General features: G+C 65.4%; 18 protein-coding genes. 13 read left to right on the top strand and 5 right to left on the bottom strand.

The features are described 5' to 3' along the window. Positions 1–25: 25 nt before the first annotated feature. From WN72_RS17580 to WN72_RS17605, 6 genes are all read left to right on the top strand, one after another. Positions 26–949: a LysR family transcriptional regulator gene (locus WN72_RS17580; protein WP_027559006.1), complete on the top strand. Its 924-nt coding sequence runs from the start codon at positions 26–28 to the stop codon at positions 947–949. Positions 950–962: 13 nt separating this feature from the next. Beyond that, complete coding sequence (xylB, locus tag WN72_RS17585) at positions 963–2,408, top strand: xylulokinase (RefSeq protein ID WP_092217067.1); 1,446 nt, start codon at positions 963–965, stop codon at positions 2,406–2,408. A 130-nt stretch (positions 2,409–2,538) separates the two neighbouring features. Then, entirely contained in the window at positions 2,539–4,062 is a 1,524-nt protein-coding gene (locus tag WN72_RS17590) for a sugar ABC transporter ATP-binding protein (RefSeq protein ID WP_092217068.1), read from the top strand. After that, positions 4,055–5,095, top strand: a complete 1,041-nt coding sequence (locus tag WN72_RS17595; RefSeq protein ID WP_092217069.1) for an ABC transporter permease subunit — start codon at positions 4,055–4,057, stop codon at positions 5,093–5,095. Before WN72_RS17590 ends, WN72_RS17595 begins: the two co-directional genes overlap by 8 nt. A gap of 66 nt (positions 5,096–5,161) precedes the next feature. Continuing rightward, entirely contained in the window at positions 5,162–6,109 is a 948-nt protein-coding gene (locus WN72_RS17600; RefSeq protein WP_092217070.1) for an ABC transporter substrate-binding protein, read from the top strand. 198 nt (positions 6,110–6,307) lie between these two features. Then, on the top strand, positions 6,308–6,466 hold the full coding sequence (locus WN72_RS17605) for a hypothetical protein (protein ID WP_167380893.1): 159 nt from the start codon (positions 6,308–6,310) through the stop codon (positions 6,464–6,466). On the opposite strand, the gene WN72_RS17610 is transcribed toward WN72_RS17605, so the two are convergent. Both WN72_RS17610 and WN72_RS17615 read right to left on the bottom strand, forming a co-directional pair. Continuing rightward, positions 6,450–7,694: a multidrug effflux MFS transporter gene (locus WN72_RS17610; RefSeq protein WP_092217071.1), complete on the bottom strand. Its 1,245-nt coding sequence runs from the start codon at positions 7,692–7,694 to the stop codon at positions 6,450–6,452. The two genes, WN72_RS17605 and WN72_RS17610, sit on opposite strands and share 17 nt — an antisense overlap. Before the next feature lie 97 nt (positions 7,695–7,791). Then, the gene (locus WN72_RS17615) at positions 7,792–9,147 is read right to left on the bottom strand and encodes a glycosyltransferase (protein ID WP_027559011.1); all 1,356 of its coding nucleotides are present in this window, start codon (positions 9,145–9,147) and stop codon (positions 7,792–7,794) included. Between the two features lie 566 nt (positions 9,148–9,713). Between WN72_RS17615 and WN72_RS17620 the strand changes: the two genes are divergently transcribed. The 6 genes from WN72_RS17620 to WN72_RS17645 all read left to right on the top strand — a co-directional run bounded on the left by WN72_RS17620 (position 9,714) and on the right by WN72_RS17645 (position 15,299). Further along, the gene (locus WN72_RS17620; protein ID WP_027559012.1) at positions 9,714–10,439 is read left to right on the top strand and encodes a response regulator; all 726 of its coding nucleotides are present in this window, start codon (positions 9,714–9,716) and stop codon (positions 10,437–10,439) included. A 120-nt stretch (positions 10,440–10,559) separates the two neighbouring features. Further along, positions 10,560–11,183, top strand: a complete 624-nt coding sequence (locus tag WN72_RS17625; protein ID WP_027559013.1) for a DUF1127 domain-containing protein — start codon at positions 10,560–10,562, stop codon at positions 11,181–11,183. Then, a complete protein-coding gene (locus WN72_RS17630; protein ID WP_027559014.1) occupies positions 11,173–11,403 on the top strand; it encodes a hypothetical protein in 231 nt (76 codons plus the stop codon). Before WN72_RS17625 ends, WN72_RS17630 begins: the two co-directional genes overlap by 11 nt. A 153-nt stretch (positions 11,404–11,556) precedes the next feature. Beyond that, complete coding sequence (locus WN72_RS17635) at positions 11,557–12,399, top strand: cytochrome-c peroxidase (RefSeq protein ID WP_231164318.1); 843 nt, start codon at positions 11,557–11,559, stop codon at positions 12,397–12,399. After that, entirely contained in the window at positions 12,396–14,912 is a 2,517-nt protein-coding gene (locus WN72_RS17640; RefSeq protein ID WP_027559016.1) for a two-component system VirA-like sensor kinase, read from the top strand. The genes WN72_RS17635 and WN72_RS17640 overlap by 4 nt, the downstream gene beginning before the upstream one ends. 108 nt (positions 14,913–15,020) lie before the next feature. After that, positions 15,021–15,299: a hypothetical protein gene (locus WN72_RS17645; protein WP_143130636.1), complete on the top strand. Its 279-nt coding sequence runs from the start codon at positions 15,021–15,023 to the stop codon at positions 15,297–15,299. 43 nt (positions 15,300–15,342) lie between these two features. Here the strand turns inward: WN72_RS17645 and WN72_RS17650 are convergent, their stop codons facing one another. Together WN72_RS17650 and WN72_RS17655 are read right to left on the bottom strand one after the other, a co-directional pair. Continuing rightward, a complete protein-coding gene (locus WN72_RS17650) occupies positions 15,343–16,878 on the bottom strand; it encodes a glucosamine inositolphosphorylceramide transferase family protein (protein ID WP_092217073.1) in 1,536 nt (511 codons plus the stop codon). 27 nt (positions 16,879–16,905) lie between these two features. Then, positions 16,906–18,096 carry a glycosyltransferase family 4 protein gene (locus tag WN72_RS17655; RefSeq protein WP_092217074.1) on the bottom strand — a complete coding sequence of 397 codons (1,191 nt, stop codon included), beginning with the start codon at positions 18,094–18,096 and terminating at the stop codon, positions 16,906–16,908. Between the two features lie 280 nt (positions 18,097–18,376). Between WN72_RS17655 and WN72_RS17660 the strand changes: the two genes are divergently transcribed. Continuing rightward, positions 18,377–20,467: a GumC family protein gene (locus WN72_RS17660; protein ID WP_092217075.1), complete on the top strand. Its 2,091-nt coding sequence runs from the start codon at positions 18,377–18,379 to the stop codon at positions 20,465–20,467. A gap of 8 nt (positions 20,468–20,475) precedes the next feature. Here WN72_RS17660 and WN72_RS17665 read toward each other — a convergent pair whose 3' ends face one another. After that, positions 20,476–21,822, bottom strand: coding sequence for a lipopolysaccharide biosynthesis protein (locus tag WN72_RS17665; protein ID WP_092217076.1), 1,347 nt, complete (start codon positions 21,820–21,822; stop codon positions 20,476–20,478). Positions 21,823–21,841 lie beyond the last annotated feature (19 nt).

A 21,841-nucleotide genomic window follows, 5' to 3' on the forward strand; every position in this document is an offset into this window, starting at 1 on the left:
AGTCTCTTTTCCTCTTTCCGCAAAAATGGACCGGCTGCTCCAACTCGAAGTCTTCTCCAAAACCGCCGAGCTCGGCAGCCTGTCCAAGGCCGCCGAAATACTGCGGATGTCGAACGCGGCCGCCAGCCGTCATCTCAGTGCGCTGGAGGAGCGGCTTGCGGTCCGCCTGATCGAGCGCAACACCCGCCGGCAATGGCTCACCGAAGCAGGGCAGGAGCTGCTGCAGCGCTGCAGCACGCTGCTCAACGAGCTCGCCGAAGCCGAGGACGCCGTTTCCGACCGCGCGCTGTCGCCGAAGGGCATGCTGCGCGTGACGTCTTCGCTGTCCTTCGCGATGATCTATCTCGCGCCGATGCTGCCGGCCTTCCGCGCGCTCTATCCCGATCTCAGCGTGCAGATCATCAGCGCAAACCGCTATCTGGATTTCATCGAGGCGGGCATCGATGTGGCGATCCGCACAAGGGAGCATGAGCCGGATTCCAACATCGTCGTCCGCCGCATCGGCCAGATGCACCGCGTGCTGGCGGCGGCTCCCTCATATCTGGAGAAGCACGGCCGGCCGGAGCATCCGGCCGATCTCGCCCGCCACAACATGCTGATCTACAACCTCGCCAACGATCCTTATTCGCTGCGGCTGAGCAAGGGCAACACGACGCAGACGGTGCGGATCGCGCCGACGCTCGACAGCAATGATGGCCAGATCATCTGCGGCGCGGCGCGCGCGGGGCTCGGCATCCTGATCCAGCCGCTCTACATCGTGCAGAGCGACATCGCGGCCGGCCGGCTGGTGCCCGTCCTGAGGGGCTGGGAGCTGCCGCTGCTCACCATGAACATCGCCTATCAGAACCGCGTCAGGCTGCCGGCCAAGATCAGGGTCTTTTCCGACTTCCTCGTCAGCCACATCCGCGAGCATTCGGAGCCCGGGATCTGGATCGACGCGACCAAGTGAGCGGAGAGCATCCATGTATCTCGGCATCGATCTCGGGACCTCCGCGGTCAAGACCGTTCTCGTCGACGATGCCCAGCGCGTGATCGCAAGCGAGAGCCGGCCGCTTGCGACGGCCTCGCCGCAGCCAGGCTATTGTGAGCAGGACCCCGCGCAGTGGATCGATGCGACCTTCGCCACGCTGGACGCCCTGAAGGCGAGCCATGCCGGCGCGCTCGCGGCGGTCGAAGGCATCGGACTATCAGGCCAGATGCATGGCGCCACGCTGCTCGATGCGGGCGGAAAGCCGCTGCGGCCCTGCATCCTCTGGAACGACGGACGCGCGGCCGCGGAGTGTCGCATTCTGGAACGACGCTGGCCCGCCTTGCGTGTGACGACGGGCAACAAGGCGATGCCGGGCTTCACCGCACCGAAGCTGCTGTGGATTGCGACGCACGAGCCTGAAACATTCGCGGCGACCAAGCTCGTTCTGATGCCAAAGGCCTATTTGCGCCTGGTGCTGTCAGGCGAGGCCGTCGAGGACGTCTCGGACGCATCGGGATCGTTGTGGCTCGACGCCGCGCGCCGGGACTGGTCGGACGCCGCACTGGCCGCCACGGGCCTGTCACGTAGTCACATGCCGCGCCTGGTCGAGGGATGCGCGCCTGCATCGACGCTGCGCAGCGAGCTCGCGCAACGTTGGGGCATGCGCAGGCAGCCGGTGATCGCGGGCGGTGCCGGCGACAATCCGGCGGGCGCCGTCGGCATCGGCGCGATCCGGCCGGGAACCGCCTTCGTGTCGTTGGGAACTTCGGGGGCCCTGCTGGCGCCGACCAGCGCGATCGCCGCCAACCCGGATCGCGCGGTGCATACATTCTGTCACGCCGTTCCCGGCATGTGGATTCAGGCCGGTGCGATTCTCTCGGCCGCCTCCTGCCTGGCCTGGGCCGCGCGCCTGTTCGGCGCCAGCGAGGCCGAGTTGCTGGCGCCGCTCGGATCGCACCCGCGGGCGCCGTCGCCGGTGAGCTTCTTGCCTTATCTCGCCGGCGAGCGGACGCCGCACGACGATCCCTTCGTGCGCGGCATGCTCGATGGCTTGAGCCATGGCACCGATCGCGGGGCGATCGTGCAGGCCGTGCTCGAAGGCGTTGCCTTCGCGCTCGCCGATTGCCGCGACGTGCTCGCCGAAGCCGGCATCGCGATTGCGGAGGCCGATGCCATCGGCGGTGGTTCGCGATCCCCGTTCTGGCTCTCGGTGCTGGCGAACGTGCTGAATGTTCCGGTCCATCGTTTTGCCGGAGGTGAAACCGGCGCGGCGTTCGGTGCGGCGAGATTGGGGCGGCTTGCTGTCACCGGTGAGGCGGTCGCCGCCGTATGCACGCGACCGCAGCGCGTCGAGACGTTTGAACCCGACGCAAAGCTGGTCGATGCCTATGCCGAGCGGCTTCCCGCCTGGCGCGAACTGTATCGGCCGCGCCACTAGCGCCGCTTCGATGTTGCCTTCCCGTGTGTTCGGTATTGCCCTGCGCCGCGGCCTTTTGTTTAATACGTGAACCGCGCTGAGAAACCAATTGAGACGCGGGTAGGAAACGCATTGTGCGTCGGGAGGCACGATGGACGATCCGATCCTCGAGATGCGCGGGGTCTCGAAATCCTTCTTCGGCATCAAGGCGCTGCGTGCCGTCGATCTCACCGTCTATGCCGGCGAAATCCATGCTTTGATGGGAGAGAACGGCGCCGGCAAGTCGACGCTGATGAAGATCCTGTCCGGCGCATACCGGCCCGATCCGGGCGGCGAAATCCGCATCGAAGGACGCACCGCTCGGATCGAAGGTCCGCTCGGCGGCCGTGCGGCGGGCATCTCCATCATCTATCAGGAACTGTCACTGGCTCCCAATCTCAGCGTTGCCGAGAATATCTATCTGGGGCGGGAGCTATCGCATGCAGGCTTGCTGGCCCGCGGCGAGATGCGTGAGGGCGTCGGGCCGATCCTGAAGCGGCTGGGCGCGGACTTCCTGCCATCGACACTGGTGGCGCACCTGTCGATGGGCCAGCGGCAATTGGTCGAGATCGCCCGGGCGCTGCACGCCAGATCAAAGATCCTGATCATGGATGAGCCAACCACCTCGTTGTCGGCCGCCGAAAGCGAGCGGCTGTTCGCGCTGATCCGCCAGCTACGCTCCGAAGGGCTCGCCATCATCTACATCTCGCATCGCATGGACGAGGTCTACGCGCTCGGCGACCGCGTCACCGTGCTGCGCGACGGCCGGCTGGTCGGCTCGCTCGACAAGCAGGACATCCGCGCCGACACCATCGTCCGGATGATGGTCGGGCGCGATGTCTCCTCATTCTACAAGAAGGAGCACGATGCCGAAGCGGGACGCGGACATCCGGTGCTCGCGGCGATCGACATGGCTGACGGACGCCGCGTCAAGGGCTGCTCGCTCACCGTGCATGCAGGCGAGGTGGTGGGGCTCGCCGGCCTGATCGGCGCCGGCCGCACCGAACTTGCGCATCTCATCATCGGCGCGGCGCCCAGGACTGCGGGCCGCCTCGAGCTCGAGGGACGCCCGGTCGACATCCGCACGCCGGGCGAGGCGCTCGAGGCGGGCGTCGCTTACCTGACGGAAGACAGGAAGGCGCTCGGCCTGTTTCTCGACATGTCGTGCCTTGACAATATCAATCTCGCCGTGCTCGGGCGCGATGCCAAGCTCGGCTGCGTCCTGGATCGCGACAAGGCGCGCGAGCGCGCCGAGCGGGCCTTCGCAGGGCTCAGCATCCGCGCCGCCAATGTCGGCGTCGCCGCAGGTGGCCTGTCCGGTGGCAACCAGCAGAAGGTGCTGCTATCGCGGCTTCTCGCCATTGCGCCGAAGGTCCTGATCCTCGATGAGCCGACGCGCGGCGTCGACGTCGGCGCCAAGTCGGAGATCTATTCGATCATCGACAATCTGGCCAAGGCCGGCACCGCGATCCTCGTCATCTCGTCCGATCTGCCCGAGATCATCGGCATCTGCGACCGCGTCGTCGTGATGCGTGCCGGGCACATCGCCGGGGAGGTCACGCGCGGCCCGAATTCGCCACTGACGCAGGAAGACATCATGGCGCTTGCCACGGGGATGGAGCATCTCGATGCCTGACAATGGTGCTTCGAAGGCCAGTCCCGCCCCGACGACGACCAACGGTGCCGCGGCAGAGACAAGGCGTCAACGGGTGAGGATGCTGATCAGCGCGCTCGGCATGCTGCCGGTGCTGCTGATTCTTTGCATCGGCTTCCACATGCTGTCCGAGGGCCGCTTCTTCACCGGACAAAATCTCGGCATCGTGCTGCAGCAGGCCGCGGTGAACACCGTGCTCGCCGCAGGCATGACCTTCGTCATCCTCACCGGCGGCATCGACCTGTCGGTCGGCTCGATCCTGGCGGCCTCCGCGATGGCGGGGTTGACGCTCTCCAAGCTGCCGGAGCTCGGCATGCTGTGGCTGCCGGCCGCGCTCGTCACCGGCCTTGGCTTCGGCCTCGTCAACGGCGCGCTGATTGCGCTCCTGCGCCTGCCGCCGTTCATCGTCACGCTCGGCTCGCTCACCGCCGTGCGCGGTCTGGCGCGACTACTCGGCGCCGACACCACCGTGTTCAATCCCTCGATTCCCTATGCGTTCATCGGCAACGGCTCGCTGACGCTGGTTCCCGGCGTCGCGTCGATCCCGTGGCTCTCGGTGATCGCCTTGCTCGTCATCCTCGTCTCCTGGCTGGTATTGCGCCGGACCGTGCTCGGCGTGCACATCTATGCGGTGGGCGGCAATGAAAGCGCGGCGCGGCTTGCCGGCATCAAGGTCTGGGCCGTGCTGATTTTCGTCTACGGCGTCTCGGGACTGTTCGCGGGGCTCGGCGGCGCCATGCAGGCGGCGCGCCTCTATGCAGCCAACGGTCTGCAGCTCGGCCAGTCCTACGAGCTCGATGCGATCACCGCCGTGATCCTCGGCGGCACCTCGTTCGTCGGCGGCATCGGCTCGATCTGGGGCACGCTGGTCGGCGCGCTGATCATCGCGGTGCTGTCGAACGGCCTGATCCTGATCGGTGTCTCCGACATCTGGCAATATGTGATCAAGGGCCTCGTCATCATCGGTGCCGTGGCGCTCGACCGCTACCGCCTGCAAGGGTCGGCCAGAACGTGATGCGATGTTCCGTTGCGGCAACTGGTCTGCCGTGCCGGGGATGAAGACAGACCAGGGAGGAAGCCAATGTTGAAGACGATCATGCTCGCCGGCGCTGCCATGGCGCTCGCTCTAAGCACCGCGCCGTCCCTCGCCAAGGAGCTCAAGTCGATCGGTGTCTCGCTGGGATCGATGGGCAACCCGTTCTTCGTCGCGCTGTCGAAGGGCGCCGAGTTCGAGGCGAAGAAGACCAATCCCAATGTGAAGATCACGACAGTCGGCTTCGAATACGATCTCGGCAAGCAGGTCACCCAGATCGACAATTTCATCGCCGCTGGCGTCGACCTGATCCTGCTCAACCCCGGCGATCCCAAGGCGATCGGCCCGGCGATCAAGAAGGCGCAGGCGGCGGGCATCGTCGTCGTCGCGGTCGACACCGCGGCCGAAGGCGCCGATGCCACCGTGACGACCAACAACGTGCAGGCTGGCGAGATTTCCTGCCAGTACATCGTCGACAAGCTGGGCGGCAAAGGCGACGTCGTCATCGAGAACGGGCCGCAGGTCTCCGCCGTGATCGACCGCGTCGTCGGCTGCAAGAACGTCCTGTCGAAGAATCCCGGCATCAAGGTGCTATCCAGCGACCAGGACGGCAAGGGCTCGCGCGAAGGCGGTCTCAACGTGGCGCAGGGCTATCTGACGCGCTTCCCCAAGATCGACGCCATCTTCGCCATCAACGATCCGCAGGCGATCGGCACCGACCTTGCGGCGCGCCAGCAGAACCGCAGCGGCATCATCATCACTGCGGTCGACGGCGCGCCCGACATCGAGGCCGCGCTGAAGGATCCGCAGTCGCCGCAGGTCCAGGCCTCGGCTTCGCAGGACCCGTTCTTCATGGCGCGGCGGGCCGTGCAGGTCGGCGTCGGCATTCTCAACGGCCAGAAGCCGGCCTCCACCGTCGAGCTCCTGCCGTCCAAGCTCGTGACCAGGGACAACGTCGCGGAGTACAAGGGCTGGACCTCGGATCGCTCGCAGTAAAGCGACGTTCCTCCCGGGAAGGCCGAGCAAGAGAAGACAGGCGGTGTTTTGATCGACACCGCCCGCGGGCTCACCGTTGTGTTAGCCTTGCACGATCTCGATCGGTCGGTTCGGAAGCAGATTCGGTGAAAGCCAGGACATCCGGCGCCGCGTGGCGGCATGCCAATATCGGGCGCTCGGGTAGGCGAGCGACGCTGCGTGACTGGCGAGCTGACCCGGATTCAATCTGCGAAGACGCCAACCGATGCCGCCGATGTCGACCATGCTTTCAGCGAAGCGCTGGCCTCGAACGGCCCCGCGCTGGTCGAGATCGCGGTCGACGAAGCTCCGGCGGACCTGTTCAGCCATCCGCGCTAGCGGATGCTTTTCTGCCGCTGGACCGCCGCGACGAGGCGACGGCAAATCGCAAGTAGAGCGCCAGCGCGAGCAGCGAAGTGGCGGCCATGACGGCTGCCATCGAGAGCGCCGTGCGCCCGTCGAAGAGCAGCGCGACCATGCCGCTGGCGATCGCGCCGGATGTCAGTTGAACGCAGCCGGCCGCAGCACTGACCGCGCCGGCGATATCGGGCAACGGCTGCATCGTCGCATTCATGAGGTTCGGCATGCTGAGCCCGAAGGCCAGCGCCACCGCGATCAGCAGCGCGGCGACGAAGGCAGGCGGGCTCCAGCCGGCGAGCGTCGTCACGAGCATCGTGCTCGCGGCAGCAGACAGCAGCACGAGACCGACCGTCAGCACGTTCGCCGGCGCGACGCCACGTCGGCCGAGCTGGCTGTCGAGGAACGCGCCGCACATCACCGCTGCCGAGCAGGCACTGAAGATCATGCCGTACTGCCTCGGCTGCAAGCCGACCACGCCGATGAAGTAAAGCGAAGAGCCCGTGACATAGGCAAATACGGTGGAGCCGGCGGCCGCGCCGACCAGAATGAAGACGATCGAAACCGGATGCGTGATGATCCGCAGATAGTCATTGACGACCGCCGACGCCGCGAGGCGGCGGTCGGCACCGGTCCTGGCGCTCTTCCTGGCGCTTTCGCCCAGTCCCCACAGCACGGCGAATATCAGCACGACGCCAGCCGCAGCCTGACATGCATAGATCAGACGCCATCCGCCGACCGTGAGCAACGCGGCACCCGCGCTCGGTGCGATCACGGTGACCACATTGATGGCGATCATGACGCTGGCGATCTTCGCGCGTCCGGACGCTTCGTCGAACAGGTCGCGGATGATCGCGAAGGTCGTGGCCGTGCTCGCCGCGCCCACGCCCTGGACCGCGCGGCAGATCAGCAGCATCGGCAGCGACTGCGCCGCCGCGCAGGCGAGGCTTGCGAGCACGAACAGCGCGAGGCCGAACAGGACGACGGGCTTGCGTCCGACCCGGTCGGAGATTGGTCCGTAGAGGAGCGGTGCGATCGCAAGGCTCAGCATGAAGGCACTCATCGTCAGGCCGACATGCGACGGGCTCGCGCCCAGTGCGGCGCCGGTCGCGGCGAGCGCTGGAAGGTTGATGTCGATGCCGGAATAGGGCACGGCCGCGAGGAAGCCGAGCAGAACCGTAAAGGCGGCGGAGGCGGGCTGGATCTTCATGGCCGTTCGCATGCGATGGAGTGTGGGAAGGAGGGGAGGGGACGATCCCCTCCTTCCCGCAGGCGGAGGTCGGGAGGTCAGGTGACGTCAGCGCGCGTCAGCTCACCTGGCGATGCGCGGACCTCCGGCCTGTCTCGATCGCGCCGGCCTGCCGCGTCTCGTCGTCGTCATCGGCGGCGATGCGCTTGATGATCCGCAGCACGGCCGACCGGGTGCCGATGCTGGTGAACTCGTCGGCCATGCGCGAGGCACGCATGCGATAGGCAGGACGATCGAGCACGGTGCGTACCGCCTCGCGCAGCGCTTCGGACGTCGGCTCGTTGGTGGCGAGGTTGATGCCGACGCCGGACCACGCCACGCGCGCATTGACGTCGGCCTTGTCCTCCGTCATGCCCGCCGTGACCAGCGGAATGCCGAAGCTCATGGCCTGGTTGACGCTGCCATAACCGCCGTTGGTGACGAGCACGTCGACGCGCGGCAGCAGCCATTCGAACGGCAGATAGCTGGCGATCCGTGCATTGGACGGGATAGGGCCGGGGATGGCGTCAACCGGGCGGCCGCCGGCGGTCACGACCATCAGCACGTCGGGCTCGTTCGCCAGCGCTTTGAGCGTCGGGACGATCAGCAGGCCGAAATTATGATTGGCCACCGTGCCCTGGGTCACCAGCACCACCTTGCGCGAACCGTCGAGCTCGTCCGCCCATGGCGGCAAGGGGACCTGGTCGCGGATGATCGGCGGCGTGCCGACGAAATGGACCGTGGAGGGAAACCTGCGCGGAAACTCGAAGCTCGGCACTGACAACTGCATATAGGCATCGGCGAGCTCGATGACGGAATGGAAGAGCGGCCGCGTCACCGGCCGGACGCCGAAGGGCTTCAACACCCTGTTCAGGCTGCGCAGCACGGGCAAATCGACATTGGCGTCGTACTCGTCGCCAATGACGGCGTATTGCCGGCGCTGCTCCTCGGTCGTCGCAGGCGGCAAGCCGAGAAAATTTGGCGCGCCGTCGTCGCGCGCCCAGTGCAGGAACGACGTCCCGCACAGCACGATCGGCGGCCGCGCCTCCCGCGAGCCGAGCAGCATCGGCAGCACGCCGAAGAACATGTCGTCGCCGACGATGATGTCGGCCTGGAAGTGCTCCAGCGACTCGTAGAGACCCTGGTTCTGCGCCGGGATGGCGTCGACGAAGATGCGTTCGCAGGCGAGGCGCAGCCATTCCGGCCCCGGCGCGATGGTCTTCAACTCCGGGACTACCGAGAGAATGTCGCGCAAATCGAAGTCGGCGCCCTTGGGAAGGCCAAAGAATCTCGCGCCGCTGGCCTCGACGCGGGCGCGAAACACCGTCCCTGTCAGGAACGCGATCTCGTGGCCGTCGGCGATGAGGATGTTGGCGATCGCCAGCATCGGATTGAGATGGCCGGTCGCAGGCGTCGAAGCGAAGAGAACTTTCATGTGGTCGATCCTCTGATTGTCGAACGGCAGTCTGGTGCCGCTCGATGAGCAGAGGAGAGATGTCGGGATCGCCGTTACCGGAAAACTTCGTGGCGGACGGGAAATGGTTACGGCAGCAACGGAGCGTGGCTTTGTAGCGATGCGGGCGGCTCGGAGAGCCGTGCCATGTTACAAATGTAACCGTCACCGGCTGCTCTGAAACGAAGCTGTAATTCGGCGTGCGATCTGGAAAATTCGCATCGCGTCGTGGAGGCGACGCGTTCGCTAAAGTAGTAAAGGGCTGGGATCACAAGTCTTCACGTCTAGGAGATTCCGCGGAATGCGACGGAAAAATGACCTAGTTCGCGGTAAGGTTTGCGAACGTTATTGTTCGTCGCTGGTACATATCTAGATACGCCGTCGGCAAATGATCGTTCGTTTCGAACGGTAGAAATAGCCGCCGGCAGATCGCGTGCCTTATTTTCCGCTTTAGCCGGAGCAGTCCATTGCCTGTCCAGACCCTGACATTGCGCGGCAAGCGGGATTGGCCTGAGACAGGCTCCTGGGGCAAGTTTGAGAGATCGAATATGTTGGCAGACGTCGGCCATATCATCGTCGTCGATGACGACCCTACCCTACGGCAGATGGTGATCAAATATCTGGAAGAGCACAACGTCCCAAGCAGGGCCGCATCCACCCGGGCCGAGCTGCATCGACATCTGGAAGGAGCCCAGCCCAGCCTCATCATTCTCGATCTGCGGTTGGGGCAGGACGACGGCCTCGACATGCTCAGGGAAATCCGTGCGCAGTCCGACGTGCCGGTCATCATCACGACCGGCCACCGTCCAGACGAAATCGACCGTATCGTCGGTCTCGAGCTCGGCGCCGACGACTACATTATCAAGCCATTCAGCCTGAGGGAGCTGCTGGCACGGGTCCGCGCCGTGTTGCGCCGTCAGGAGATGGGACGGGTCGCGCGCGCCCGCGATCCGGAACGCGGCGGCTATCGCTTCAACGGCTGGAAGCTCGAACGCCGTGGCCGCAGGCTGCTGGACGCAAACAATGAGCAGGTTCCCCTGAGCAAGGGCGAATACGCGCTGCTGCTGGCCTTTCTCGAAGCGCCGCAGCGCCCGCTGACCCGCGAGCATCTGCTCCAGGCGACCCGCATCCACGAGGACATCTTTGATCGGAGCATCGATGTTCAGGTGCTGCGGCTGCGGCGCAAGCTCGAGACCGATCCGAGCGCGCCGCGCATCATCCAGACCGAGCGCGGTGTTGGTTACGTCTTCACGCTTCCGGTAGAACCGTTCTAATCGCGGCGCGAACGGCGGCGCCAGGCTGCGTCTGTAACTCTTTTCCCCGTGACGGTGACGGTGACGTAACAGGGCAGCTTCAAGGTTACTCCTGCAAACATCGCGCAGGAGAATCTTCCCATGCCGGACCAGCAGCTCTCTTCAAACGTGAACCGGATCGTTCAATCGCCCCATCGGCAGATCGGCGGCATTGCGCAGCTTGATCTGTCGGATGATCGGGGCAGCAAGCACGTTCGCGCCAAGGTGCCAGATATGTCGAACTACAGGGCGCCGTCGGCTGCGGCGCCCTTCGTGGAGATGGATCGTCAGGCGACCACCTGGCTGTCGACGGCGATAGCGTTCTGCATGGAAGGCTTTGCCGTCTACGGCGCGGCGCTGCATCCGAGCGCGGCTTTCTCGGTCGATGAGGAGTCGGTTTCTGCAAATGCGCACCAGGCTCAGCGCGCTGGCAATCGCCATCCCGCTGTGGCGCACGAGCTGCTCGTCTCTCAACATTTGAATAGTTCTAACTTCATTGCGCCTTTGCCTGCTGCGTGGAGCGAGCAATGCCCGCGCGAGCACGGAGACTGGCTGGCCCGGTTCGGCGAGCAGGTCGTGGCCTTGTGGACGTACTGGCGCAGGGAACACGAGATCAGACGGGCCGTCAGGGCGCTGGCGGAATACGACGACCGGACCTTGCGGGATATCGGTATCCAGGGCCGGGCGGACATCGAGCGAATGGTGAGGTACTGCCGTGATTGCTGATGCGATTTTCTGCGCGATCGCGGGATTGGACTACTACCACGTGGTCGTCCTGGCCCTCATCGCGCGCGGCCTTGAGGCCGGACGGATACCGTTCGGCTGGACGAGACAGTTCGTCGATGCGGCGGCGAGAGACGACTGCATCGATCAAGAAGACTTGAAGGTTGCAGGCGGATTCGGCGGGAACCATGGATTGCTGAAATGTATGACAACACCTACCTGACGGGCAGTGTTCGGATTTGCCCAGAATCGATTGTTGCGTAAATTGATCCGGCGGCGAGCTCTCGTCGCGATTTGTGTGCTGGTCCTCAGCGGCCTTCAGCCTTCTCCGGCGCCGCCGCAGGTGGCGCCATCGGTAGCGCCCGCCGGGCGCGGCATGGACGAGCCGATTACGCCGATGCCGCCGGCTCCGACGCTCGATCCGCGCAAGGTCAGGCTCGGTGAGCGCTTGTTCAGCGACAAGCGCCTGTCGCGCGACAATTCGAGAAGCTGCCTGTCGTGCCACAACATCAACACCAACGGCGCCAGTACGAAGCCGCACGATGTCGATCTGAGCGGTGCGAAGCTGCCGCTCAACACGTTGACCGTCTTCAACGCGACGCACAATTTTCGTTTCAGCTGGGAAGGAAAATATCGCAACGTCGGCGCAGACGTCGCGGCCTCGCTCGTCAATCCGCGGATCATGGGCAGCGATCTCGACACGATCGCGCAGAAGCTCGACCTGGATCCCGCGATGCGCGCCGGCTTCTTTGCCGCCTATGGTATCGGTCCGGACGGCGACAACATCGTTGATGCCATTGTGAATTTTGAAAAGACGTTGGTGACGCCCGGCAGCAGGTTCGATCGCTGGCTCGAAGGCGATAGCTCCGCGTTGAGCTCCGAGGAATTGGAAGGATACCGCGAGTTCAAATCCTTGGGCTGCGTCTCGTGCCATCAGGGCGTCAATATCGGCGGAAATCTGTTTCAGCGTCACGGCATATTTCATCCGTTGGCCTCGCCGGATCCAGCCATCCTGCGCGTGCCGAGCCTGCGCAATGTCGCGACGACCCCGCCTTACTTTCACGACGGCAGCGCACCGACGCTCGACGACGCGGTTCGCAGGATGGGACAGGCCCAATTGAACGCAACCCTGACTGATCCTCAAGTGAAGGCGATCGTCGCCTTTCTCCACACTCTGACCGGACAATATCGCGGTGCGCAGGTCGGAGGCGACCCATGAAGATCGCCCCCGCAATGGTCGGCGTGGCGTTCCTGCTCGCGCTGTTGACCTGGCTTCTGCTCAACGGCCTCAACCTGAATTCGGACCGCTATGATCGGCAAACGCAGGCGCTTTCCGACTTCACCCGGTTCGAGCGCGGTATCAGCCGCGAAGTGCTGACGTCACGGGCCGGCCTGTCACGCAGTTACGACGGCCTTGTCGCGATGGTGGACGCCTACGACGCCGCGCTGGTACGGCTTCGCGAGGCTGCCGGCACGGACAAGGAGCAGCTCGCCGCGATCGACGTGCTGTCTGCACGCGCTACGCGGCAAGAGGAATTGATCGAGCAGTTCAAGAGCAAGAACGCGCTGCTTCGCAACTCCTTCACTTATTTCAGCCTGTTCAGCGCCCGCCTGTCGTCGTCGGACGACCGGCCGCTGGTGGCGGACGTCTCGGCGCTGTCCGCTGCGATGCTGCAGCTGACGCTCGATACGTCTGACGTGACCGCGGCCGAGTTGCAGTCCCGGCTCGACCATCTCGCGCGCTTGCAGATTGCGTCCGAGGACAACGAGTTGCTGCACGCGGCCGTCGCGCACGGCCAGCTTCTGCACGACGTGCTTCCGGACGTCGATGCCATCCTGAAGGCGTTGGTCGCCGAGGCCAGCAACCGCGAACAGGATGCCGTTCATGCGCTGATCGTCAAGCGCCAGATGTCCGCCCGGGCGGCGGCGCGCAAGAACCGCTTGTTGCAATATGTCACGTCGCTGCTGCTGTTGGGCGCGCTCGTATATTTCGGCCTGCTGTTGCGGGCCCGGGCCAAGGCCCTGCGCCGTCGTGCCGCCTTCGAGCACGTGATCGCCAATATCTCGATGCGCTTCATCGAGTCGCATCGTGATGCGCTGCGCAGCCATGTGGAGAGCGCGCTCGAGGAGCTTGCAGGCTTCATCGGCGCGGACAGGGCTTATTTCGCATGGTCGGCGGCCACGACGGACAACATCTACCGGTGGGCCCGCGAAGGTGTTCGCTTCGATGCGACCTGGCCGAGCCGGGCCCTCGACCTTGCCAAGCGGTTCGATGATCGCGAGGAAGCAATCGTCTACATTCCCAAGGTCCGGCCATCGCATCCCGACGATCTGGCGAACCTGCTTGGCGAAGCCGGAATTCGCGGCTGGCTGTGCATCAAGACCCAATCGGGGCATGAACACGTGGCCATTCTTGGCTTCGATGCGGTGCAGGCGCCGGCGCTGAGCAAATGGGCCGAATTTGCGCTCTTCCGCACCGCGTTCGACGCGATCCGCAACGCCGTGGGCCGCGTGATTCTCGAGCAGGAGAAGGAGAGGCTGCAGGCGAGCCTGCAACAGGCGCGGAGGATGGAGACGATCGGCACCTTCGCCAGCGGTATCGCCCACAACTTCAACAATATCGTCGGGGCGATCCTCGGCTATGTCGAGATCGCCGACACCGGCATCAAGTCGGGAAGCCGCTCCGCGGCGAGCCTCGCCGAAATCCGGCGCGCCGGCGAACGGGCGCGCGAGCTCGTTGGCCAGATCCTGAGCTTCGGCCGCCGCAGCCAGGGACGACAGGAGCGCATCTGCATCAGCACGCTGGTGGCGGAGACCGAGGCGCTGCTCGCCGCATCGTTGCCTGCGCATGTGAAGCTGGTGGTCAGCCAGCGTGCCGAAGGCATCACCGTCTCGGGTGAGCCCGCGCAATTGCAGCAGGTCATCCTCAATCTCTGCAACAACGCCGCACAGGCGATGGAAGAACCCGGCGTCATTGATCTGCAGATCGCCGAACGCGACATCATGCATCCCTTGTCGATCGGGCGCACCGAATTGCGGCGTGGCCGCTTCGCCGTGATCTCGGTCTCCGATCCGGGGCCGGGGATGGACGAGGCGACGCTGGAGCAGGTGTTCGAGCCATTCTTCACGACGCGCTCGGAAGGTAACGGTCTCGGGCTTGCGACGGTCCGGGAGATCGTCGAGCAGCACGGCGGCGCCGTGGTCGTGCAGAGCACGCTTGGCGCCGGAACGCGCTTCGACATCTGGCTGCCGTGCGGATCCCCGGATGAGCCGATCTCGCTGCAGCACGCGCCGTCGCTCGCGCTTCGTGGCGCCGGGGAAACCGTTCTGGTGCTCGAAGCGGACCGCAAGCGGCTGCTGCGCAATGAGGAAATTCTCGCCGCGCTCGGCTACGAGCCGGTTGGATTCTCGCGGCTGGACGACGCCGAGGCGGCCTGCCGCGCCGCGCGTACGCGTTTCGACGTGGCGCTGGTGTGCCACGTGCCGGGAGGCTCTTCGCTCGATCTTGCCTATCTGCTCCATGATGCGGCGCCGTCCCTGCCGATCATTCTCGCAAGCCCCTCGGTGCATCATTTCGCGGCGCCCTTGCTGGCGACCGCGGGCGTGACCGAGCTCGTCCATCATCCGCTGATGTCGGCCGAGCTCGCCGCGGCATTGTCGCGATGCCTCGCGGCATCGGCCGCCGGCAAGCGAGCCAAGCGGATTGCCTCCGCAGGCGAGTTGCACCGGTAACGCGATATCGCAGGCGGGAAGCCGTCATGTAGCTCGTTCGTCCTATCCCTGGCGTCAGGTTGCCCGTTTCCCGGGGCGCCCCAATCCGACCGCGATAGGAGAATGATGATGTCCAACCGATGTGGTCTGACCGTCGTTGCCGCCTTGCTTCTGTTCGGCTCCTCGCTCGAAGGCGCAGATGCCGAAGGCACGTCAGGCGCTGTTATCCGCAGGATCGCTTCCGTCGACGATGTCGCATCGGCCGAGCGATTGCGGGTGCCGATAGGCCACCGGCAACCGCGCCTGCGTGACATTCCGCCGAGCGCGGGACCGTCGGCGGCCGAGGCCGAGCTGCGACGCCTCGACACGGAGGTCGACAGGAAGCTGATCATCTGCCGCGGCTGCTGAAGCCATCAGGCTGCGCCGCCGCCGGCAACGGGCTGGCGGCGGTTCAGCAGGCGGTCGAAGGACTGGTTCGCGCAGGCGCGACGGCCGATGGAAATTTGCTGGCGAGGGCGCGGGTCTTGGGTTGAACGCGCGATCCGTCGATCACCTCGAGCCGGCCGCAGCGGTTCAGCGTGTGCAGTTTCCTGCCGGGCCAGGCCGGGCCCGGCTTGAGAGCGTGGCGGACGACCTGCTTGTAGGATGTCGGCGACAGCTCGACGATCTCCGCGAGGGCCAGCGCTGCGCCATATCCATGGACGCAGTCCTGCACCGGCCGCCACAATTTGCCATCGATGGTGACGAAATTTCCCGCAGGTCGCGTGCTCGCGCGATCGATCAGAACCGGGTTGCTGGCATGGGGCAGCCAGGGTCCGAGCAGATGGTCGGCGTAATAGATCGCCAGCGAGTCCGAATAGCCGCCGCTTCCGTCGCGCCAGGCGCCGAACAGATAATTCAGGCCGTTGTGCCGCGTGATCGTCGCGTCCGCGAGCTCGAGGCCCGACAGCAGCGTCGCGTGTCGCTCCCATTTGTCCGGAAACCGGACGCATTTGTAGAGCGCGACGTCGCCGTGAAGCGAGCTCTCCGGGATCATCCACAGCTCGCCATCGTCCTCGATCAGGAACGGATAGGAGAGGTGCCAGGGCTCCTCCAGCACCGGCACGACCTCGCCGATCGGCCCGCTGTCGCCGAACTCGATCGCCGAGATGATGCCTTTTCCGACGCGGTGATCGAGGTCCTCGAAGAAGACGAAGGTTCGTCCGCGCCAGGTGATCGGGAAGGGATCGGCGTAGAAATGGTTTCCGGGATCGCCGAGCACGTTCCAGCGCGGCCCGGAGAGATCTCCAGTCTGCCAGACGCCAGCGCCGTCATTGAAGCGCCATCCGACATGCCAATGCGGCGCATAGCAGCACAGGCGATAGATCTCCTTGGCGATCGATACCGCAAGGCCGCGCAACACATAGGCCACCGGCTGCCGGCCGTTGCCATCAGGGGCGGGACGCGCCAGCTGCGGCACGATGCGCGGCCGTCCCGACAGGATCGCCGCCACCATGGTCAGCGTTCGCGCCATGACCGTTTCGAGCCCGCCGCTCAGGCCGGCCGCGATCTCCGCGGACGGATGGCCGCGATCGAGCACGACGCCGTCGACCTCGTTGACGATCTCGATGACAGGCAGATCGCCGGCGAGGATGGCGGCGAGTGCGGCGTTCTCGCCGGCGGTGCCATTGAACAGGGGGCGGAGATACAGCCTTGCCGTACAGCTCGGATCCCGCGCCGCGCCCGTGAAATCGACGATCACGTCGGCCGCGCCGCTTGGCGCCTGCGTTCCTTCCGGAGTGACCTTCAGCCTGCCGCCGCCGCTTTGCTTGCCCTTGTGCAGCACCATGCGCTCGAGCTCAAACAGCGCATCAAGGCCTGCGGGCCGCGGCTGTGCCGTTGCGGTCCATGCGATCCGGACCGGAACGCTGCGGCCGTCGATCGACAGCGTCTGACGATCCATCCACTGCCGCGCATGGTCACGTTCACAGCGAAACTCGATGATCATGTCGAGCCCATCTCTTCCAATGCCCGGTCAGATGACCTGGCCGAGAATTCGAACGTATTCCTCCACCATCGCATCGACCGAATAGCGCGACTTCAGGCCCCTGCCGTTTTGTCGCAGCTCGTCACTCAATGCCTGGTCATTCAGAAGTTGGGAGACGGCGGCCGACAGCTGCGCATGATCGGCGGCGTCGACGAACAGGGCCGTCGGCTTGCCTTCGAAGGAGAGCACCTCGCGCAGCACGGGAAGATCGGTGACGACGGAGGGAACACCGGCGTTCGCGGCCTCGACCGCGGCAAGGCCGAAGGTCTCGGCCTGGGTCGGAAATACGAAGACGTCGAGACAGGCGAGGAACTCTGCCATCCGGCGCGGGGGGATTTCGCCGAGCAGATGCAATCTGTCCGATACTTTCAGCTCATCCGCGAGCTGCCTCAGCCGCGCCTCGTCGGCGCCCTGGCCGGCGAGGGCAAGGTGCCAGGATGGCTGATCGGGCAGGAGGCGGATCGCCGCATCGAGCCGCTTGTGCGGGTGCAGCCGCGCGGCGCAGCCGAGCAGGATGCGGTCCGGCGGCAGATCGAATTTCTGCCGCGCAGCCTGCTTCGACAAAGTGAGCGCCTTGTCGTCGAAGCCGTGCGGAACATGCACCATGCGGGAGCGGTAGGCGGCAGGGTAGCGCGAATATTCGCGCTCCATGTCCTTCGAGTTGAGCGTGATGCAGTCGAAGAAGCCGAGGCTGCCCATGGCGATGTCGGCGGTGCGGACCGGCCAGCTCATCGACAGCGCGGATGAGACCTGATTGGCGACGACCGGTGCGCGGCTGACGAGGCGCGTCACGCCCGCGCCGATGACGTTGCCGAAATGCTGGAAGGTCAGGACGGCATCGGGCCGGACGGTCCTGATATGGCGGCCGAGCGTCCACAGCATGCGCAGCAGCGCCAGCGGATTGCCGGGGCGGCGCGAGGCGCAATAGAGCGTATCGGGCGGCTCGTCGAACGAATCCGACTTGCGGAAGAAGAACAGATTGGTGACGCGGTAGCCACGCGCGGTCAGCCCGGCACCGAGCAGCCTCGAGATCTCCTGCGCACCCGCGTTCTCGGCCTGCGTCTGCACGAGAAGTACACGCGGCTTTGCTCCGCCACCGTCCGGCATCGCCAGCGCTGCCGCGGTCGACGGCAGCCTCGGTGCCTCGCCCAGTTCTGTGCCTGGCTGGTAATGGAGCACGGATCCCGACCCGCTAATGAAATCTTCACCTTCTTAACTCCGTACCTACCATGCGGGCATCGGCCAGACACCGACTAGCAACAAACGGAGTTAATGCGCGCGCTGCCGGAAGCACATCATTCACAGGAGAATTCCGCTTCCTGCCGGGTGGAATGGCGCGAGCGTGTTAACCAATTGGTCATGCTCGCGCGGGGCCGGGTAACCGCGGATTAACCATAGATATTTACGTTGGGGGCAGGCCACTGAACCAGTGTTTGCCAGTTGAATCCGAGTAAATTCCATGACGTTCGGTCGCCGCGCAGACCCGACCAGTTCCGGATCGACCGCCGCGTCGTGGCAGGGCCGGAATTCGTCGAACGGTGAGGGGCGCGGAGCCGCCGCGCGCGGTATGCTCACGACCGCCGGCGCGCTGTCCTTCATCCGGGACAACGGTCGCCACATCCTGACGCTCGCGCTCGCGATCTTCGCGCTCGGCGTCGTCGTCCTGCTCGTGATTCCGGTGCGATATGCCGCGACCGCGCTAGTCGTCGTCGATCCCCGCGAGCAGCGCGTGACCACGGAGCAGGACGTCCTGCCGGGCATCGGACAGGACAGCGCCGCGCTGCAAAGCCTGGTCGAAGTCGCCAAGTCCGACGGCTTTCTCAAGCCGCTGCTCGAGCAGCTGAAGATTCGCGACGACGAGGACATTTCCGGGGGACACACCGACCCCGCGCGCCTGCTCGAGCGCTTCCGCAACCGTCTCGATATTTCCCGCCGCGGGCTGACCTATGTCATCGCCTTCCGCTTCACCTCGAACCGGCCGGACCGCGCGGCCTATTACGCCAATGCCATCGCCGAGGCATTCGTCGCGAGCCAAAAAAGCATCCGCACCGAGGCGACCGACGAGGCGGCCGACTGGCTGAGCAGCCGGCTCAAGACGCTGAACGACCGGTTGAAGACATCGGAGGACGCGGTTGCCGCCTTCAAGCTCGAGCACAGGATCGTCAACGCCGGCAAGGATTCCACGACGCAGCAATTGCGCGTGACCGAGCTGTCGCAGCAGGTCGCCGCCGCGCGCGCGCGGACCGAAGAGGCCAAGGCCCGCTTTGAGCAGGCGCAGCGCGATCTCAAGGGCAATGTCGAGAGCCCCGTGAAGCAGGATCTGCTGAGCGCGCTACGGGCCCAGCGCTCGGCGCTCAACGACCAGATTGCGCAGAAGCGGGCCGTGTTCGGTGATCGCCACCCCGACCTCGTGATGTCGTACAGCCAGCTGAACGATCTCAACAGGCAGATCGAGGTGGAGCGGGCCAAGGGCATCGACACCGCAAAGTCGGAATATGAAGCGCAGCGCGATCAGCAGAAGGCCCTGGAAAGCCAGATGAAGGCCGCTGAATCGCAGCTGCTGGTCGATGGTCAGGCGCTGGTGAAGCTCCAGGAGCTGCAGCGCGACGCCGAAGCCAACAGGAACATCTACGAGCAGTTTCTCTCGCGCTCCAAGACCACGAACGAGCAGCGCCTGTTGCAGAGCTCGCAGACCAAGATCGCGTCATCCGCCGTTCCGCCACTGCGCTCGACGCTTCCGCCGCTGCCCTTGCTGCTGGCCGCACTCGCGATCGGCTCGCTGCTGACATCGACGGCCGTCGTTGCCGCAACGGCACGCGGCTCGGACAAACCCGTTCCGGACGTTCGCGCGCGCGAGGTCGAACCGGCTGAGCGCCAGCCGGGCGCATGGGCACGACCGCCGGTGTGGGCCCGCGTTCCCGAGCTGATGTCGGGCGAAGGGCCCCGAAACATCTGGCAAGGTCCGCTGTCCGCAACCGCCGAGCTCGACCTCGGTCCCTATCTCCGGCCGCTGCTCGAGCGGCTGGAAAAGTCACCGGGACCACGGGGTAAGGTCGCTCTCGTGATGTCGGTCGGCAAGCGCGCCGGCGGCAACACCGTCGCGCGCTCACTGAACCGGTGGGCGGTGAGCCGCGGGAAGCTGGGCGTCCTGATCCGGGTCGAGCCGGATCTCGGCGGTGCCCGTCCTGCCAACGCCAAAGCGCCGGCCGACGGCATGACCACCACGGCGGATGTCCGCAGCGTCGACGAGCTTCTCGGCGCGGGCAAGCAGCCCAATGCGACGCCCGCGGACGATATTCGCTCCGAGTTCGATCTGATCGTGGTTCACGCGACGTCGCTGGCGTTGCAGCCGGAGGCGGCGGCGCTGGCCGCGCATGCCGATCTCGTCATCCTGGTCGCGCGCGAAGACGCGGTCGATTCAGCGGCCATGCGCAGGGCGACGGCTGCGCTCTCCCGGTTCGGCGGGGTGCCCACTGGCATCGTCGTCAATCACGTGCCCGCCGATCCGTCGGCGCAGCGCCGGGGCGAAGTGCTGGGTCTGGCCGGCTGAACCTGCGCCTATTCGGCGGAGTCCATTCCGCGGACTGCGTAATTACCCCGCTTCGATGCAGAGAAGCGCAGCAATCCGAGAATTGAAGGATCGACCCCGGTCCGCCGGCGGCAGAGGATGTTGAGGGCGATGGTCGCGAGCGCCAGCGACACGGTCGCCGAGATCGCAGCGCCGAGCACGCCGAACCAGGGAATGAGCACGAGGAATCCGACCAGCCGCAGCGCCACGTTCGCGGCGACGACGGGGACATATTCGCGCTCATAGCCGGTCAGCTGCAAGATCGCCGCGGATGGACCGCCCGCCGCCTGGAACGCCGTTCCGATCGCAAGCACGATCAGGACCCAGTGCTGTGCGGCGAAATGGGGCCCGAACAGGTTGAGCAGATAGGGGCCGCCGATCCAGATCAACAGCAGTCCGCTGATCACGCAGAGCGCGGTCACTTCCGCCATCAGCTGCAAGGTCCGCTCAAACTCCTGGTGGTTCTTGCTGAAGTACAGTGAGGGCAGACGGCGCGCACCGAAGCTGTACAGCGCGGCCGAGAGCATGGCGAAGATGTTGGCGAGGCGCGAGGCGGCAAAGTAGATGCCGGCGGTCGCCGGATCCAGCATCCAGTAGACCAGGATGACGTCGAAATACTGGTTGGCGGCTTCGAGGATGGACGCGACCCAGAAATGAAGCGCGCTCGATCTCCAGCGCGACGTCTCGGAACGCGCTGCGGTGGCGCGGAAATCCGGCAGTGCGCGCGTGATCGCGACGACCTGCGCGCCGAGGCCGATCGACATCGCGATCGTCATCACGACGATCAATTCGGCGGGATCGAGCTGACGATGACCGGTCAGGACGGCGATCAGAAACAGGACGACGCTGACCCGCCAGAAGAACTCGCGGTTGCCTTCTCCCATGAGGATGCTGACCAGGGACCGCGCGATCTGGCTGCCGAGCATCAATCCCGCATTCACGGCCGTGTAGGCCGACACTGCGAGGATCAGCAGCCACCAATCGCCGCGCAGGCTCGCCACGATCGCGATTGCGCCGATCGCGATCAGCATCGCGGCGGAGGAGATCCTCAGGCTCGATAGCAGCACGCCCTTGGTGAGGTCGGGCTGATTTGCCACCCGATACTCGTTGAGGAATCGCACCAGCAGCGACTCCTGGCCGACCAGTCCCACCACCGATGCCATCTGCGCCACCGACAGCCAGGTCGCGAAGATGCCGAACCCGTCGGGCGACATCGTCCGCGCCGCCAGCGAGAACAACGCAAACGCCAGCGCGCCGCTACCAACCTTGAGCAGGATGGTCCCGGCAACACCACGCGTCACGTCGCGCCGCATGAACTGGACGATGGATTTGATCATGGAAGTTGAGGAGCAACTC

This window comes from Bradyrhizobium arachidis (assembly GCF_015291705.1).
GTDB classification, from domain to species: domain Bacteria; phylum Pseudomonadota; class Alphaproteobacteria; order Rhizobiales; family Xanthobacteraceae; genus Bradyrhizobium; species Bradyrhizobium arachidis.